Genomic DNA, 18,518 nt, shown 5'->3' with positions numbered 1-18,518 from the left:
ATCCTAAAAGCTTATGGCTAAATTCAGAAAATAAGTACGGCCAAAGCCATACCAATATTTTGGTGCAAAAGTGGGCGATCCACTAAGGTTATCTCGTTGTAACTGTCCAAAATTACCATTCCTGCTTTGCTCATAACCACCCGTTCTAAATCGGGTATCGAATAGGTTGTTCACACTCGCGAAGACACCGATATACTTGCCGTTTTTTAACCATGATTTGCCGCCGACCAGATTTAACAGATAAAAATTATCTAAAGGCTTTTGAGCCAACAGCCTATCTACATTCTCTAAGGTCGCCTCAGGGAATTCTTGTCCGGTTTCAGGGTCTAGATAAAAACTATTTGTTCTCGTTATCGTAGAAATATTCGCGTAATTATTTGCCAAATAGTTGGCGGTCATGCCCACCCACCAATATTTTGGGTCACGATATTCCATACCTAAGGCTATTGCTGTTTGCGGACCCTGAGCAAGTCGTAGTCCTTTTATATTCGCAATACCCAAATCTTTAGAACCACTTACATCAATTAACTCTTCGTCTGCCGCAGCCGTATCAAAATTGATGTTTACCAATGGATCACTTGCAAAGGTATACTCGCCGATTGCCGCCACTGCGGATACTTTTACAAATGCCGACAACTCATATTCCAAACCCAGCTCCAGCCCCTTATGCAAACGATCTAAGTCTGAAAGTACCTCTTGTACAAAATCTGAGCCCAAGCCACTATTCACAAAGAAAAAATTGACATCCGTTGTATTCTGGAAACGAGTATAAAAACCACTCAACCTCCCTGTTAATTTTGGCATTCGAATATAATAATTTAAGTCTATAGCGCTAACAGATTCCTTTTGCAGGTTTGGCACCACGGTATTTGACTCTCTAGGGTTCACAAAAATATTCTGTAAGACGGGAGCTCTTTGTAATTTTGCAGCATTCCCCGTAACCCAATGCCGACCCGTAATTTTGTACGATAGTCCGCCCTTGACACCAAGGTTGGAGAAAGTGATTTTTTCACTTTCTCCCAATGAGTTTTCTAGAAAACGTTCATTTTGAAAAAACCCTTTACGCTGATAGGAAACGTTGGAATACTGCCCTGCTACAAAACCTTTCCATTTAGTATAATCCATATTCAATTGGATAAAACCATCTGTGTGGTTGGCCAAAAATTCATAGTTATAATTAAATTTTTGGTCTTGTAAACGGTTTGCGTCTCCATCAATATTATTTCTTGTATCTGAAAACGGATCTATGTCTTCATGATATTCAGCGCCCAATAAATCGGCTATTCGGGCGTAATTCTTTGAATTCAGGTTTTTATTTGTCAACCCAAAATCCAATCGTAACCTTTCGTTTATCGTGTAGTTACCATTTATCCGTGCCGTAAGCTGCGTATCATCTATAACATCATCATAAAATACATAAGCTGCTTTTCCATTGTTCGATGGGCTCCTGTTCGCTGTATAAAGATTTTGCCAATTCCATTGCGGATCATTGACAAAACTCGTGCGGGCCCTTTCTGCACTTATGAAATTAGCTCCTATTGGACTATTCACATAAAAGCTTGGTAGATACCTATAGAAACTCGGGTCTGGATTAGGGGCGTTGTAGTACCCTACCCTACTCCTTGCATGGCTTCCTGTTTGGAAAGCCAATCCGGCGTTAAGATTCCACTTTTTGGAATCGTGAAAATAGTTCAAAAGCACCATAGGTTCGGATATACGGCGTTCTCTAGAATTTCTAATTTTTCCGTTTTGGATTCCCCAATAAGGATTATAACGATTCCCTACTAGTTCATAAACTTCTTCTGTAATGGCAGAAGACCTTCCTCTTCTGTTTGTAGCAGAAAAAGCAGTTACAGCTATACTATTTTGGGAATCGAATTGATATTCCAAAGCACCGTAAAAGGAATAAGCATCGTAAAGTGTACCATCTATAAACCCTTCTTTTGCCCACCTTCTAGAGCCGGACACCGTATAGGCGAGTCCGTTTTTCTGCACTCCCGAATTATAAGTTGCCATAAGGCGACCCGTATAGGTTCTATTAGATGCGGACGTAGATAAACGAAATCCGGACCGTAGACCAGAAGGCCTCAAATCTATATTGGTATTGCCCAAAATACCGCCGAACGTGTAGTTTGTTGCCCCTAGACCGTTCGTAAATTCTTGATTTCTGATGACATCATTGAGACCGCCCCAATTGTTCCATTGCGGCCTACCATCAAATAACTTGTTCATGGGAATACCGTTTAATAGTACTTCTCCGTTTTGGGAATCATAACCCCTTACCCTGAAAAAGGCCTGTCCAAAATCAAAAGCAGCCCTGTTCAAGAAAATATCCCGTGTAGCCTGTAATAAGCCCAAAGAACTTCCGTTGGTTTCATCATCCAACAACTCGGCGTCAGTCAACGTAATGAGATTGTCCTGTTTGTCAAGCGTCAAATCTTTATCCAGTAAAATATTGCCCAAGGCCAAAGGAGTGCCGTCAAGGGAAACCGGAATTCTTTTGGTTACCAAGTCTTGAAATTCAATTCTTAAAATGTAATCTCCGTTTAAAGAAACGTTAAGTTTAAACTCTCCCGATGTATTGCTTTCTCCAAAAAGCTGTTCCCCTTCCAAAGATACCGTTGCCCCAACAACAACAGATTGGTCCATAGCGCTAAATAGAGTGCCAGAGACAACCGTTTCCGTTTGTGCAGACAATACGTGTACGCATAAAAAAAGTAGTATAAATAGAAAATCTCTATACATACCTGATGGTTAGTGTATTAGGTTAATGGTACTACAATATATCTAAAAAAGGGCAATCAGGTAAGAAGTTTCCGATTAATACAGTATATTTTAGGATGTAATTAATTGTAAATGAGGATAAAACTGTTATTTTTTTTACTTCTACTGGTTTTTGGGGCTCATAGCCAAGATAAAAATGAATACCAGCTAAGGACTGTTGCCTTTTACAATTTGGAGAATCTTTTCGATACTAAAAATGACACTTTAGTATATGATGATGATAGAACTCCGGAGGGTAAGGATAATTGGACGCAAGAACGCTACGAGCACAAGTTAGTACAACTCTCCAAGGTTATTTCCAAGATAGGTTCGAACGTAAGTAACACCCCGCCAGATGTTATCGGCGTTTGCGAAGTAGAAAACAAACAGGTTCTAGAGGATTTGGTCAACCACCCCAACCTTAGAAAATATGATTACGGAATCGTACATTTTGATTCTCCGGATGAACGTGGCATCGACGTTGCCCTTTTATACAGAACATCGGTATTTGTACCCATTTCTTTTGATAGTAGAAGGCTCTTACTCTCAAAGGATAACGGATTTCGCGACTACACAAGAGATCAGCTCGTTATAGAAGGAGCCTTGGATAATGAAAAAATTTATTTTATTGTAAATCATTGGCCCTCTAGAAGTGGTGGTGAGGCAAGAAGTAGACCCTTTAGACTAGCCGCAGCAAAATTGAACAAACGGATAATTGATTCTATACAACGTAACAATTCATTGGCAAAAATAATTAGTATGGGCGATTTTAACGACGATCCTGTAGACCCCAGCTTCAAAAGAATTTTAGACGTAAAAGGAAAAAAGAAACGACTTGATTCTATGAGCCTTTTTGGTCCTATGGAAAAACTGTTTAGAAAAGGAGAAGGCTCCTTGGCCTATAGAGATAAATGGAACCTTTTTGACCAGATGTATATGACCGCTAATCTTGTTAAAAGCGAAACAGCAACGTATACCTTTTGGAAAGCTGGGATATTTACGCCGAACTACGTTATTGATCCAAAAGGAAAATACAAGGGCTATCCACTACGCACCTATGCTGGTGGGAGCTATATTGGAGGCTATAGTGACCATTTTCCGGTATACATATATTTAGTGCGAGAAGCTAGCACCGGTAACTAGTAATTTAGTCTGGGTGTTTCGCGAGGAGAATTCTAAGGCCTTACGCTAAAACGTGATTTCTTAATCCAAGGTCTTTATCGTAATCTCTCTCCATTTTACCTTTATACCACCACCATCATGAATCTGTAACAAAACGGCACCATCACCAGCGCCTATTATGGTATCATCCAACGAAACCATCTCTGTGCCATTAAGCCAAGAGGTGAGCCTATCCCCATTTACCTTAATTTTCATTTTGTTCCATTCGCCCATTTTTAAGGCGGTATCTTTTTCAGGATCAGGTTGTATGAGCCAATTTCTGCCATAAGATTCATATACACCACCGGTATGCTTTCCTGGTGGGGCTATTTCTACTTGCCAACCACTCACGGTAGTTCCGTCTACAGTAGAGCGTATAAATACCCCACTATTGCCATCTGCTTCTTGTTTAAATTCTAGTTCCAAAACAAAATTCTTATAGTAATCATTGGTTCCAAGGTATCCATAACCCTTATCAGGGCCACTTTCACACACTAGGAGTCCGTCTTCAACATACCATTTTTCCGTTCCATAGATGGTCCATCCTTCCAAATTTTCACCATTAAACAATGATTTTTTTTGTGCTGAAATAGTTAGGGTAAAAAGTATAAGTAGCTGTACTAGTATTTTTTTCATTGATTTTAGTTTATGAATTATGCGTAGGATGCATCACCTTTAAATGATAATTCTTAGCTTAATATAATTATATATGTCTTTGCCAGACAGAATTTAAACCAAGGCGGGATTGGAACTAAAACTGATCAACTAAACCACTGGCCCCATGGAATCCTACTTAAAATAAGTAGTAGCCCAAGACCATAAAAAATAGCTATACTCTTAAACTTTTTTTCTCCCTCTACAAACTTTTTATGACGGGACCAGCCAACCGTTATCAATACGATGGCAACGATATTAATAAAAGGATGTTCTACGGCCAATAGTCTAGCTGCAGCTGTTAATCCTCCCATACCAAATTCTTGTATGGCACTGAGTCCGCTTGGAGAAACAAAATAGAGTATAAGCCCTATCAATAATTGAATATGGCACATAATTAAAGCAAAAAGACTTATTCTTAGGTCTTTGGTCATGGTGAACATACGCTTTGAGACTAAGCCGGTAATGGCATTGGCAACGGCCAAAAACAGCACAGCGAGGGCTACATAGGCTAAGTAGGAATGTAGCATTTGAATGGTTTCGTACATGGTTTTTATTTTAGCTTTTAAAAATAGGGAATTTTAGGCATAAAAAAAGGCCCTGTAAAATTACAGAGCCGTTTTAAAATAATTATATAACTACCTAGTTAAACATATATCGAATACCTACTTGTAACCTCCATGTATTATTTAAACTAGTGCCCTGTATGAAAGATTCCCTGGGCAAATCAGATGTTCCGCTTCTCGTGTTCAGCCTATATATTGGCTCATTCGCAGCATTTCTTCCCCTGTAATTCAATATATTTTCCTGAAATGCGAATTGTGGTACGCCCCAGTCCGAATTTAACATATTACCCACATTCAAGAAGTCCATTGATAATTGAATTGTATTCTTCTCGTCTTTAGTCAATTCAATATCCTGAGTTATTCTAAGATCGTAGGTATTTACCCATGGTAAGACTGCACCATTACGTTCAGAGACTTCTCCTCTAATTTCACTTAAATATTCGTCCTGCTCAATATAATTGTTAAGAAAATTAATCTGAGCCTGCTCTGTAATCAAATTACCGTCCAAGGTGAACTCTTCGAAATTAAGTTCAGCGGCATCGTTGGGCACGTAAAATAAACGGTCTGCATTGTCTCCAAAATTACCAGAATAGGTATAGCTATATCTTCCATTCTCCCCGCCTTGCCAAAACACACCGATTGTGGTACCGTTTTTCTGGTAATTAAGGTTGGCAATAAAACGGTTTGGTTGATTCTGACCAGAAAAACCAAGTTCTGGGTCGTTCCTATCTTCCTGTACGACAGCGGACCATAAAGATCCTGCCTGAGATCCACCGGTAGCTCCTAAGTCAAAAGCTCTTGAAGTCACGTAAGAAATAGAACCAAAGAACCCATTATTAAATTGCTTTGATAGCGTAGTTGCCAACGAGTACGAATACGGGGTTCTGTCTGAATTCGTTAACAAGAACACATTCCTAAAGTCCGGATCGTTAGAATAACCACCATCCCAATAAGGTCTGGCATCAGGTCCCGCAAGAACACCATCTGCTTCTCTAAGAACAGGATTATACACGTTAACGGCAGTTGTTTCTCTTGAGTAAATAAAATCTACAGTACCTGTAATACCCCAAGGTAATTCATGGTCTACGCCAATATTGGTTCTCCACGTTTGTGGTAATTTAAAATCACGATCTGATAAGTTCAGCTCATTAGATAGCGTTTGACCTGGGTCTGCCGGAGCACCAAAGGCAATATCAGGATTAAATACATAGTTTGGGCCGAATTCAGCCTCAACTTCAGCACCTTCGAAACCAAGACCACCACGAACAACACCTGAACCGTTTACTTGGTTACTCATCCATACAAAAGGAATACGACCAGAAAATATACCGGTACCACCCCTCACTTGGGTCTTACCTTCACCGTTTACGTCCCAGTTGAAACCAATTCTTGGAGACCATAAGGGTCTAACCTTAGGGAACTGACTCACATCCGGTGTAAAGCTATCACCGTTACCGTCAACAAAAGTTTTGTTCAAATCGTCCAACAAGGTGTTTCTTGGAATATCGGTAGTATAGAATGGTAAATCAATTCTTAGTCCCGCTGTTAATTTAAAATTATCATTTACTTGGTACTCATCTTGGAAATAAATACCGAACTGACCAAAATTAGTTTCATCTACAGGCGGTGTTGTTGATCCATCCAAAGCAAAACTTTTGGCAAAGGCATCAGGATATGCTCCTGGCGTCTGATTGATAACTGTTTCCACAAAACTATCACGACTCGTAAAACGATAAAAACCATTAAATACAGGGTTAAACGCGTTCTTAAAAGTCATCAATTCTAAATTGGCACCAATTGTATAGGTATGTTTACCAGAGTAGATCGAGAAGTTGTTAGTAATATTAAATACATTGTTTTCTAACAAATTCCCTACGGTAAACAGTTCGTTACCTAGCGCAGTATAGTACAATAAATTTCCAGAAGCATCTGGCTCCAATACTTCGATGAACGGGAAGGCTTGACCTCCAGGAATACCTCTCTTTGGATCTTGTATAGCCGTATAGCCAATATTTAATTGGTTAGACATGTTATCCGATACTTTGGAGTTCCATTCCCCAACAATTGACTCTACCAAACGATCATTGGTATAATTCGCATTGGCAAAAGTTACAGCCTCTATACCTTGTCTGCTGGTATTTCTATAACGCGTAGGCAAAAACCTATTTGAGTTTCCATTAATTCTAATGTCTTGAGACTGATTGTATCTATTGTAACGTAGAGAGAACTTGTTGTTCTGGTTTAAATTATAATCCAAACGGGCATTAAAACGCGTTTGTTCGGAGGCAAACGGATAATTCTCGTAAGGTCCTGTTTCATACCCATACAAATTACGCATGCTTTCCTGAATAAAATCCAAGTCCGAAGCAGGTACTCTTGAAATAGTTAAACCATCTGGAGTAAGACCTGGCCTAGCCGCTTCACGTTGAAAACCAGGAACTGCAGTTAGCTCCTCTTCATAACTTACAAAGAAGAAAAGTTTATCTTTAATTACAGGTCCGCCTATAGTAATTCCTTTAATATCATTTTGCGAGTCCCCACGATTCAACTCCAAATTACGAAGCCTATCTCCAACCATTTGTTCGTTTCTAAACAAATAATAAACAGAACCTTTAAACTCATTCGTTCCAGATTTGGTAATGGCATTAACCGATGCACCAGTAAAACCGGCCAATCTAACATCCATTGGTGCTAAATTCACCTGAACTTCTTCAATAGCATCCAAAGAAATTGGGTTTCCACCTGCGAACTGTCCAGAACCCAGACCAAAGTTGTTATTGTAGATATTCCCATCAATGGTGTAGTTGTTAAATCTGCTTGATGTACCTGCAAATGAACTTCCGTTACTTTGCGGTGTAAGTCTCGTGAAATCTTCGATACTTCTGTTTACTGTTGGCAACGCATCTATTTTATCCCTTGAAAGGTTAACAGATGCACCAGTCCTATCTGGATCTATAACGTTACCCCTAGTTGATGTAACAACAACCTCTTCCAGTTCCATTCCTTCACTCAAGACTACTTTAAGGTTATAACTTTGTCCCAACCCTAAAACAATTCCTTCAAAAGTTCTGTCCTGAAAACCTACATACGTTACCTTAACCGAATAAGGACCCCCTACTCTAATATTGGGTAAATAAAACCTGCCATCTTCATTAGAAATGGCTCCGTAAACAGATCCTGAAGGCGTATGCGTGGCAACAATGTTGGCACCAAAAAGGGATTCTCCCGATTCATCGGCAATTGTTCCTTGCATACTCGAGGTAGTTACCCCTTGCGAGAAAGCACTTGCAGCCATTAAAAGAGCAACAAATGCAAAATAAATCTTTTTCATTTTTTAAGTGTTTTGTTAGTTTTTAACTTGCTGCAAAAGTCCTCTATTTTTAAAATCCCAACGTTAAGAGAACGTTAAATCAGCATCCCTAAAATTAAGTTAAAAAATAAAAAATACATCCTGAAAATGAAGAAGTTATCAAGAAAACCAAAAAAACTACAAACAAGCTGTGTTAACTCTTAAAATATTGAAGAAGCTGCAATGTAGACCCGTCATGTTTAGCAATATCAGAACCCTCTATATCCTTTAAAATAGTTCCTGCCAATTGTTTTCCAAGCTCTACACCCCATTGGTCATAACTAAATATGTTCCAAATGACGCCTTGAATAAAAATTTTATGCTCGTAAAGGGCAATTAATGAACCTAGAGAAGTAGGCGTAAGCTTCGCTATCAAAAAGGTGCTGGTAGGTTTATTTCCCTCAAAAACCTTGTAAGGCGCAAGTGCTTCAATTTCTTCCGTTGTATTGACTTTGGCCTTTAGTTCTGATACCACCTCTTCTTTCGACTTTCCGTTCATCAATGCTTCGGTCTGGGCGAAGAAATTAGCCATGAGCTTATTATGATGATTAGTATTTCCGTGCAGCGAATCTTTAAAACCGATAAAATCCACGGGAATTAATTTTGTCCCCTGATGTATTAATTGAAAAAAGGCATGTTGGGCATTAGTACCTGGCTCTCCCCAAATTATAGTTCCAGTTTCGTAGCTTGTTCTTTTTCCGTTCCTATCAACACTTTTTCCGTTACTCTCCATAATCCCTTGCTGCAAGTAGGCCGAAAATCTACCTAAATACTGCGTATAAGGTATGATAGCCTCTGTCTCTGCACCATAAAAATTATTATACCAAATACTTAACAGTGCCATGATTACCGGTATGTTTTCAGAAAAATCGGCTTCCCTAAAATGCCTGTCCGTTTGATTGGCTCCTTTTAAAAGATGATTGAAATTATCGTAACCCACCGCTAATGCAATAGAAAGACCTACAGCGCTCCACAAGGAAAAACGACCTCCGACCCAATCCCACATAGGAAATACATTATCTGAAGATATTCCAAATTCACTTATCTTCTTGGTATTCGTAGATACCGCAGCGAAATGCGTTGCAATATCTTCCTGTTTGGTTCCAAAATTCGAGGATAAAAACCATTTTTTAATGGTGGTGGCATTACTTAGCGTTTCTTGTGTCGTAAATGTTTTGGATACTACAACGAACAGTGTTGTTTCCGGATTTAGTTCTTTCAACACCTCGGCTACATGATCACCATCTACATTGCTTACAAAATGAACTTTTAGATGATTCTTATAAAAGGCCAAAGCTTCAGTTACCATGGCAGGGCCAAGGTCGGAACCTCCTATTCCAATATTGACAACATCTGTGAATGCCTTACCTGTGAAGCCTTTTCTTTGGCCATCTATTATTGCATCTGTAAAATTTTTTATCCGTTGCTTTACTTCATACACTTCAGAAACAACGTTCTCACCGTCAACTTTTATTATCTCATCCTTTTGCGCTCTTAACGCAGTATGTAAAACTGCCCTACCTTCGGTTTTATTTATAATATTGCCATTAAAACTGGCAGAAATAGCATCCTTTAACTTCACTTCATTCGCCAAATCCAACAACAAGGATAGGGTTTCTTCTGAAATACGGTTTTTGGAATAATCGAATATAAAATCGTTCCACTTTACTGTAAATTTTGCCGCTCTCCCAGCGTCTTTACGAAATTGATGTTTGACTTCGTCCGAATGTGTGCTCGTATAATGTGCTTTTAATTTCCCCCAAGCTTTTGTCATTGTAGGGTCAATTTTAGGTAGGGACATATTATTCGTTAAGGGTTATTAAATCTTCTTCTTCATTCTCGAAAACAGTGTATTCAATGCAATCCAGTTGTTCCTTCAAGGGCGTAACATGAGCCAAATATGTGGCTCGGAGGGAATCTGCGATTGGTTCCGCAGCCGGTAATTTTTCACGCAAGGGATCCACCTGCCTCCCGTTTTTCCAAAAACGATAACACACATGTGGGCCTCCGGTATTTCCTGTCATACCTACCCAACCGATAACATCGCCCTGGCGTACGTATTCCCCTTTTTTGACTTTCTGCTTTTTCATGTGCAAATATTGGGTGCTATACGTTCCATTATGCTTTATTTTCACATACCTACCGTTACCTCCCCTTCTGGTAGATTCCGTAACGGTCCCATCTGCGGTAGCAATAATAGGCGTTCCGATAGCCGCAGCATAGTCGGTCCCTTTATGGGGCCGCACCTTATAACCATAATAGGCAATTCGCCTTTTTAAATTATATCTTGATGACACCCTGTAACCAAATTTAATGGGTGCCTTTAAAAAGGTACTCCGTAGATTATTCGCATCTTGATCAAAGTAATCCGTAATCTGTTTTAAGGAATCGGTCTCATAAGCAAAAGCATAGATTGGTTTGCCCTTGTGTTCGAAATAGGCGGCTTCTATAGGCTCAAATCCTGCATAGATACTGTCGTTTATATATCGTTCTTTATAAAGTATTTTAAACTTATCTCCTTTTTCAAGACTAAAAAAATCGATAGTCCATGCGTAAATTTCTGACAAGGATATCGTTACTGCGTAATCTACCCCCAGCGTATCCAATGATTCGGAAAGGTTGTTCTTAATTACACCTGCAATTTCCCGTTGTACGTATTTAATTTTTTTTCTACTCTTGTAAGCATTTACCGAATCTCTTAAATCTACTACCGTATAATTGATTCGATCATTTTCATATATAAAGAATTGCGTTGTCTCTGCAGTATCCTTTGTTTTTAAAATAACATAGGGTTTTCCAACTTTAACACGCTTTACATCAAAAGTGTCCTTGAACTCCTCTGCTATTTTTATTATTTTAGGATAATCAACCGCATGGTCTATCATTAACTCACCAAAACTGTCCCCTCTCCGAATGGTATCGCGGATAACTTTATAATCCTCTAAATTAAACCCATACGATTTTAGAACAGGTTTTTCTATAATCGGTATCTGTGCTATCTCCTCAGTATTTTGCTTTTGTTCCGTTTTACACGAAAAAAGCACTACAAGTGCCAATAATGCGCCCCAATATTTCTGCATTCCCTCTATTTACTTTTTTCAGGGTTAAAGATATGGTCTACCCACTGTTTACCCCACTCATTTAACTCCTTATTTGTATACAATGATGGAAAAAATATTACTTTCTGAAAACTTGGAGGTAAATATTCCTTCCAATTGGTTCCTCCCGTAGCTTCAATAGTAGCTCCTTCTTTAGCAAGATACCGATGTGCAGAGCCCATATGCATCAAAGGCCAATTTACATTAGCATTCATGTCCATTGCTTTTAGGGCCGAGATAAGCTCTGGGCTTTCCTTTAGCGCTTTTGGTAGCGCCAAGTATTTGGCATAAACATTAGCATCTTTTGTTTGTCTTGCAATACGTATTAATCTAGGCGTGTACCTGTATTCAAACTGCTTTAAGGTTAAGGTTTTCTCTCCCGTAACAATGTCTGTTGCGCCTTTTTTCCAATATATATTTTCATAAAGTTCTTCTAACGTATTTTCTGATGAAAAAGAATCTCGTTTGGTATGATGAACCAAATTTTGCATTGCCGTAGCATAAATTTCTATCATTCTATATTGTACGGACTGAAAGCCACTTGCAGGCAACAAAGCCATTCGATATTGAAGAAATTGTTTACGTTCCATTCCTTTGATCATAATACCAAAGGAAGAAATCAACGCTGTTAAGTAACTGTTTATACGCCTGACCTTTTCGATAAAAAAATCGAGTTTTTGAGTTTTGTCATCTACCAGTTGCTTCTGTTCGTGAAGAATGAGTTTAAAGTACAGTTCGGTAATCTGGTGATACATGATAAATATTTCCTCATCCGGAAAATGAGTTCTGGGTACTTGTAGACTTAATAAGGTGTCTAAATGGATGTAATCCCAATACGTGAGATATCGTTGATATAAAAGACCATCTAAATAAGAGCTTAAATCTTGACCGGAATCCTTGTATTTATCGGCAAGCTTTTCTATTTGGGCTCCAATCCGCTCTTTTTCCTCCATTGTAATTTAGTCCATTATTATTTTAAACTGATGCCTTAGACCATTATAGCCGTCCAAATCTGCTTTTATAGCTCCTACGGCCAAATCTGCCTTAATGCGTATTGGAATCTTATTATCGTCGTTGGAAACCCATAACGATAGGCTTTCCTCTTCCTTAAAGACTCTACCCGATTGCACCAAAGGTCTAAACTTGTGGCACTCTACCTTGCCAAATTTAGTTTTTAACACCTCTTTTCCTAAGTATTTCAATTTAAAATCAAAAACGCCATCATCGTCGTATAGCAGTTTCATCCCTATACTTTCACCTTTCACTAAGTCTTTGGCATCATAATTATTTCGTAAAAAATAAAATGCTGAAATTAAATCTTGCACCTCGTCTTCAATTTCAAAATTAAGCTTTTTCTTGTTTTTCTTGTCATTTAGCACAGCATTGTCTTGTTGATGATCAAAATTTATTTCGATATCCTTTGTGTATCCTCCTTCATTAATTTTCCTTATAAATCTATAAGGCTTACCGCTTAGTTTATCAAAATAACTTTCATAATTGTCATCAACCTTAAAAAATAAACTAGCAAAGCCCGTTGTTTCTCCATGACCAACTACGTGATAGACATCCTTATCCATAATTTTGGCATTTTTTACATGGAGAGTTGCATAACTAGCATTTAAAAAACCATAGTGCAATCGAAATTTAAGCCATTCTCCCGGTTCAAAAGCCTGCGTTGTCTCCTGTGCCGAGACAGTAGTACAAATTATTATAAAAACAAGTATCAAAACTCTATTCATGACCAGCATTTTAAATTAAAGTTAGAAATATGTGTGCTATCTCATATACCTTTAACATTAATGTAAACAAATTTTATTCCAAAGTATTGTATTCACCGCTGTCTAATGATATCCCGAGATTTGGTCTCCTTATTTTCTCCTTAGCCGTCGTTAAAATTTTAAACCGTAACTAGGACCATATTTTATAATTTTTAATAGCAAATAAAAATAATATGATTAAAATTTCTGGGTTTTGATGAAGCAACAGCACAAAAAAAGCCCGGTTAATAAACCGGGCTTTTCCTAAATAACCAACCAAACTTTAAATTATGAAAAACCAATACTTAAAGTTGTAAGGGAACCACCCCTTACTGAAGTAAAATTACATCATATATAACTAATGGTAATAGGCTTTAACTTACTTTTACGCTTACCTTAACACTAATTTATACTTCTTTAAATTAATTGTGAATTCCTTAAGAAAAAACTGATGATAATCTGAAACGACATCGCTAAAAGTACGCTATAAACAACTAAGTGATTTGTTTCATTGGGATGTGAATATTTAAAACCAATACCCAACACTAAAAAATACATTGGAGCGATCTATTTCTGGTGACCAAGAGTACATGAATTGTACGGGGCCTAAAAACGATTCCCAACCATAACCCAGAGCATACCCAGAAAAATTTGGCGCTGTAAACCATTCTCCCGTTCTAAAGATATCATCAGCGACGTTTGCAAAATTTGCTGCACCTAAAAAGTGGTGTTTTGGAGCAAGTTCGTAATCTAATCTGCCATAGGCCTTCACATAACTGTTACCGGGTAAACTTAAAAAATCATAGCCATAAAAAGGAACTAGATTATTTATTAAATTGGTTCCAAACCCGCCAAGTACAAAGTCAAAAGAAGTAACATTGGACGTTCCCAGTTTAAATCCTCCCTCGGTTTCCAAGTTTAGCGAAAGGTTTTTAGTCACCGCAAAGGCAGCGCCCATTCTTGCCTTTGAAACAGAAAAATCTTTAAAATTTTCGTTAAAATCGGAAGATAGTAGGTAATAATGAAAATCTCCGTCGAAAAATAATCCACTGGTAGGAAAATATTTGTCATCGTAGGTATCCAACTTTAATCCTCCATAAACGCTGTAAAAATTACTTTTCTCAAAAAAGGTTCTACCTTTCGAATCATTTGTTGGCACTATGGATGGAGTTTCTATGGCGTTCGGCTGTGTTAAATCACCTAATGTTCTTGTGCTAAACTTCAAAAACTTATGCTCCGCACCTATGGTAAAAGCAAACTCTTCCCTTAAAACGGTCTGTATATAAACCTGATTTGTAATATCCGTCAAGTCTAAGTTTATGTTGTTAAGGCTTATTCCGGATGGTACTTCAAAATTATCTTCAATTATTCCAAATGCTATCTCTTGTTCAAAATCGTTATATCTAGAGTTTATCCCAAAACTCCAATAGCTACCCTTATCTATATAATACTCAAAATTATATCGTGGATTATCTCCCAAAATAAAATCTATTGAAGCCCTGTCATCCCTTATCAACAAATTTTTCTTTGTAAAATTTAAAATAGCGGCACTCTTGTATAAATCATCATAGTGGGCTCCTACTCTAAAAAAAGCAGTGTTTTTAGATTCATCTAACCGTAAATTCAAATCTTCTCCAATACCATTGGACATTAATTTATAATGGTTTGTTTTAAAGTTACCTGTGGCACTTAGGTTACTCATTCCTTGTTTAAGTTTGTTAAACGTAATGGGCGTTCCCAGTTTAAACCTGAGCTTCCCTTTAACATAACCCCTAGTATGAATCGAATCGCCACTGATCAGAAGTCTATTAATGGTCAAGGAATCCGTTTCCCTGAACGGCACTACAATCGGTGTTTTTCTTTGAACCACAGATGATATTTGTTGTAGCTCGTTATACTTGGCAATAGCTGCCAGTTCACCAGTCTTTACTATTTCATCGGCTTTGTTAAATTCGATGACCGTATATTTCTCAATTTTTGGTTTGATATAAATATCCGTATCGGCTGCTTTTTCTACCATATCTGCAACGGTCTGGTAATTATTTATTTGCAAAAGAATTTCTGTTGCGGAGAGTAAGGATTCCCTATCGGCAAGTCCGTGTTGTACATCAACACCTATGATAATATCTGCACCCATTGCCCGTACTTTTTCTATGGGATAATTATTGACCACACCACCATCTATCAATACTTTACCGTCTATGGTTACAGGCTCAAAAAGTGATGGAAATGTGCCGCTTGCCATAATAACTTCGGGTAAATATCCCGAGTTGAAAACCACTTCTTTTCCAGTTTCGATATCGGTAGCAATGCAAACAAAGGGGATGGGTAATTTAGAAAAATCATTAACATTCCGTACATGGTACAACATACGTACCATCTCGTTATAGATATTTTGCCCTCCAGAGTAAGCAGGAGGCACAGATACTTTAAAGCCATCGAAAGGAAGCGTTAATGCATACCTTTCCGAATCTTCTTTTTCATAAAACGTTTTTGCACTTCTTGGAAGGTTATCTTGTATAAGTTTACTGAAATTGGTAACCCGGAATATGGAATCTAATTGGTCTGCGGTATAACCAGAGGCGTATAATGCGCCAATAATTGCCCCCATACTAGTACCTCCTATATAGTCTATTTTAACTCCTGCTTCTTCTATAACCTTTAATGCACCGATATGCGCCAAGCCCTTTGCGCCGCCACCACTCAATACAAGTCCAATTTTTTTGTTGGTTGAAAGGCTCGTGTCCTGTGACCGCGCCGACCGAACAAAGCATAACGCCAAAACAAGTAAACCCTTCACAACTAAGTGCCTCATACTATTCTTTTGTTTTGTTAAACGACTCATGTATTTTCATCGCTTTTGAGTGCCCAACTACCTTCTCAAGATTTTCTAAGGTAGCTTCCTTTATTCTTTTTACCGATTTAAAACGTTTTAAAAGCTCCTTTGCCGTTTTTTCTCCTACCCCGTTTATAGCTTCTAATTCCGAACTTATGGCCGTCTTACTTCTTTTGTTTCTATGAAAGGTGATTCCAAAACGGTGCGCCTCATTTCTCAATTGCTGTATAATCTTTAAACTTTCAGATTTCTTATCCAGATACAAAGGAATAGGGTCCTCCGGAAAATAGATTTCCTCCAACCTTTTAGCGATACCAATAATAGCTATTTTACCCCTTAGCCCTAACATATCCAGACTTTTTAATGCAGAAGACAATTGGCCTTTACCGCCATCTATTACAATTAGTTGTGGTAGCGGGGTTTCTTCCTCTAACAAGCGTTTGTACCTTCTAAAAACCACCTCTTCCATAGAGGCAAAATCATCAGGACCCTCAACGGTTTTAATATTGTAGTGCCTGTACTCTTTTTTAGAAGGTTTACCATCCCTAAAAACCACACATGCGGCCACAGGATGTGTTCCCTGGATGTTACTGTTGTCAAAACACTCTATATGCCTTGGTTCGGAAGTAAGTCTTAAATCTTTTTGCATTTGGCCCATTATCCTCTTGGTATGCCTATCGGGGTCAATAATCCTAATTTGATTAAAACGCTCTTGTCTGAAAAACTTCGCATTACGTTCAGACATTTCCAATATCCTTTTTTTATCTCCTAATTTAGGAATGGAAACCAAGAGACCTTCTGGCACGGCCACCCTAAACGGAACGTATAATTCCTTGGATTGAGAATTAAAGCGGCTCCGAATTTCTACAATCGCTAATTGTAACAGTTCGCTATCTTTTTCAGCTAATTTCTTTTTGATTTCCATCGTATGGGACCTTACTATGGAACCATGTGACAACTGAAGAAAATTCACATAAGCAAAAGCTTCATCCGATATGATCGAAAACACATCTACATTACTAATTTTAGGGTTCACTACGGTTGATTTAACTTGGTAGTTTTCCAAAACATCTATCTTATCCTTTATTTGTTGTGCTTCTTCATACCGCATCTCGTCGGCCAATTGTTTCATTTGTCCCTTAAAATAATGTAAAGAAGATTTAAAGTTTCCTTTTATGATCTCCCTAATATCCGCTATCTGGCGATCATACTCTTCCTTAGATTGTAAATCTTCACAAGGTCCTTTACAGTTTCCCAAATGATACTCCAAACAAACCTTATATTTTCCATTTTGTATTTTTTCGCTTGAAAGGTCATAATTACATGTGCGTAGGGGATAGACACTTTTTACCAGGTCCAATAAAGTTCTAACTGTTTTCATGCTGGTGTATGGTCCGTAATATTCAGAACCGTCCTTAATCACTCTTCGTGTAGGGAAAAGTCTTGGAAAGCGTTCGTTTTTCAAACAAAGCCAAGGATACGACTTATCATCTTTAAGCAAAACATTGTAACGTGGGCGATATTCCTTTATCAAATTGTTCTCTAACAGAAGTGCATCTGACTCTGTAGGTACAACAATATGTTTGATGATATCAATTTTTTTTACCATTACCCGAGTCTTCCCATACTCGTGATTTTTTGTAAAATAAGACGAAACCCGTTTTTTTAAATTCTTTGCCTTACCTACGTACAGAATAACATCGTTTGTGTCATAAAATTGATATACTCCAGGCCCAGTTGGCAACGAACGTAATTGAACTTCAATTGGAATTTGAGACATGATACAAACTGGTCTATGTTGAATTGAGAATATAGTTGAAATTACCTTCTTTTTGTAAAATTTGGGCTGATTTTATAGATTTTAACGCAACAAATCCAAATTTTCGATAAGGTCATACGCGACAAGCCTAAGCTCAAATAACAACTATCTGTAATTCCACTAATTCCCACATTGCAAACTCCTAATTTTTAACACCACCTAATCATCTACATCGTAAAAAACGATACTTACTATTATTAAATTCATAAACCAACCATATTGAAATAAAACCTCGAAATTAATAACGAATTCAAAAAAAAATTCAGCATGCTGATTATCAATATGTTATGTACTTAAACATAAAGCTTCGTATAGCTCATTTGTTAATCTTTTGTCAAAATTGTGCATTTAATCGATAAAAAAGAACACTTTAAGGATTATTAAGAATTATTTTACTTACTTTTAGCATGTTCATAAACCCTCGACTATGGAAAGTTATATTATCACATTAGGTACTTATCTCATTTTAATGCTTTTCTTTAAAGTATTTTTTGCAGTGGCAGGAAAAGAGTAAC

The 18,518-nt window shown here is 37.8% G+C and carries 11 protein-coding genes; 1 reads left to right on the top strand and 10 read right to left on the bottom strand.

What is annotated here, in order from left to right; genetic code table 11:
* Positions 1 to 3: 3 nt before the first annotated feature.
* The gene (locus tag MS6x_RS11490) at positions 4 to 2,745 is read right to left on the bottom strand and encodes a TonB-dependent receptor (RefSeq protein WP_482602135.1); all 2,742 of its coding nucleotides are present in this window, start codon (positions 2,743 to 2,745) and stop codon (positions 4 to 6) included.
* Between the two features lie 111 nt (positions 2,746 to 2,856).
* Here MS6x_RS11490 and MS6x_RS11485 point away from each other — a divergent pair, with 111 nt between their 5' ends.
* Entirely contained in the window at positions 2,857 to 3,906 is a 1,050-nt protein-coding gene (locus MS6x_RS11485) for an endonuclease/exonuclease/phosphatase family protein (RefSeq protein WP_482602133.1), read from the top strand.
* A 60-nt stretch (positions 3,907 to 3,966) separates the two neighbouring features.
* On the opposite strand, the gene MS6x_RS11480 is transcribed toward MS6x_RS11485, so the two are convergent.
* From MS6x_RS11480 to uvrC, 9 genes are all read right to left on the bottom strand, one after another.
* A complete protein-coding gene (locus MS6x_RS11480) occupies positions 3,967 to 4,560 on the bottom strand; it encodes a 3-keto-disaccharide hydrolase (RefSeq protein WP_482602131.1) in 594 nt (197 codons plus the stop codon).
* Positions 4,561 to 4,685: 125 nt separating this feature from the next.
* Positions 4,686 to 5,126 (bottom strand): hypothetical protein, encoded by a 441-nt coding sequence (locus MS6x_RS11475; protein WP_482602129.1) that lies wholly within the window; start codon positions 5,124 to 5,126, stop codon positions 4,686 to 4,688.
* Between the two features lie 94 nt (positions 5,127 to 5,220).
* Positions 5,221 to 8,475: a TonB-dependent receptor gene (locus MS6x_RS11470; RefSeq protein WP_482602127.1), complete on the bottom strand. Its 3,255-nt coding sequence runs from the start codon at positions 8,473 to 8,475 to the stop codon at positions 5,221 to 5,223.
* Between the two features lie 172 nt (positions 8,476 to 8,647).
* Positions 8,648 to 10,294 carry a glucose-6-phosphate isomerase gene (pgi, locus tag MS6x_RS11465; RefSeq protein WP_482602125.1) on the bottom strand — a complete coding sequence of 549 codons (1,647 nt, stop codon included), beginning with the start codon at positions 10,292 to 10,294 and terminating at the stop codon, positions 8,648 to 8,650.
* 1 nt (position 10,295) lies between these two features.
* Positions 10,296 to 11,573, bottom strand: coding sequence for a peptidoglycan DD-metalloendopeptidase family protein (locus MS6x_RS11460; protein WP_482602123.1), 1,278 nt, complete (start codon positions 11,571 to 11,573; stop codon positions 10,296 to 10,298).
* 5 nt (positions 11,574 to 11,578) lie between these two features.
* On the bottom strand, positions 11,579 to 12,544 hold the full coding sequence (locus MS6x_RS11455; RefSeq protein WP_482602121.1) for a tryptophan 2,3-dioxygenase family protein: 966 nt from the start codon (positions 12,542 to 12,544) through the stop codon (positions 11,579 to 11,581).
* Positions 12,545 to 12,550: 6 nt separating this feature from the next.
* A complete protein-coding gene (locus MS6x_RS11450) occupies positions 12,551 to 13,330 on the bottom strand; it encodes a DUF3108 domain-containing protein (RefSeq protein WP_482602119.1) in 780 nt (259 codons plus the stop codon).
* Between the two features lie 544 nt (positions 13,331 to 13,874).
* Complete coding sequence (locus MS6x_RS11445; protein WP_482602117.1) at positions 13,875 to 16,163, bottom strand: patatin-like phospholipase family protein; 2,289 nt, start codon at positions 16,161 to 16,163, stop codon at positions 13,875 to 13,877.
* A 1-nt stretch (position 16,164) separates the two neighbouring features.
* Positions 16,165 to 17,964, bottom strand: a complete 1,800-nt coding sequence (gene uvrC, locus MS6x_RS11440) for an excinuclease ABC subunit UvrC (protein WP_482602115.1) — start codon at positions 17,962 to 17,964, stop codon at positions 16,165 to 16,167.
* Between the last annotated feature and the right edge of the window lie 554 nt (positions 17,965 to 18,518).

Source organism: Maribacter sp. MS6 (genome assembly GCF_056839185.1).
This window is presented reverse-complemented; position numbering and strand designations above follow the sequence as displayed.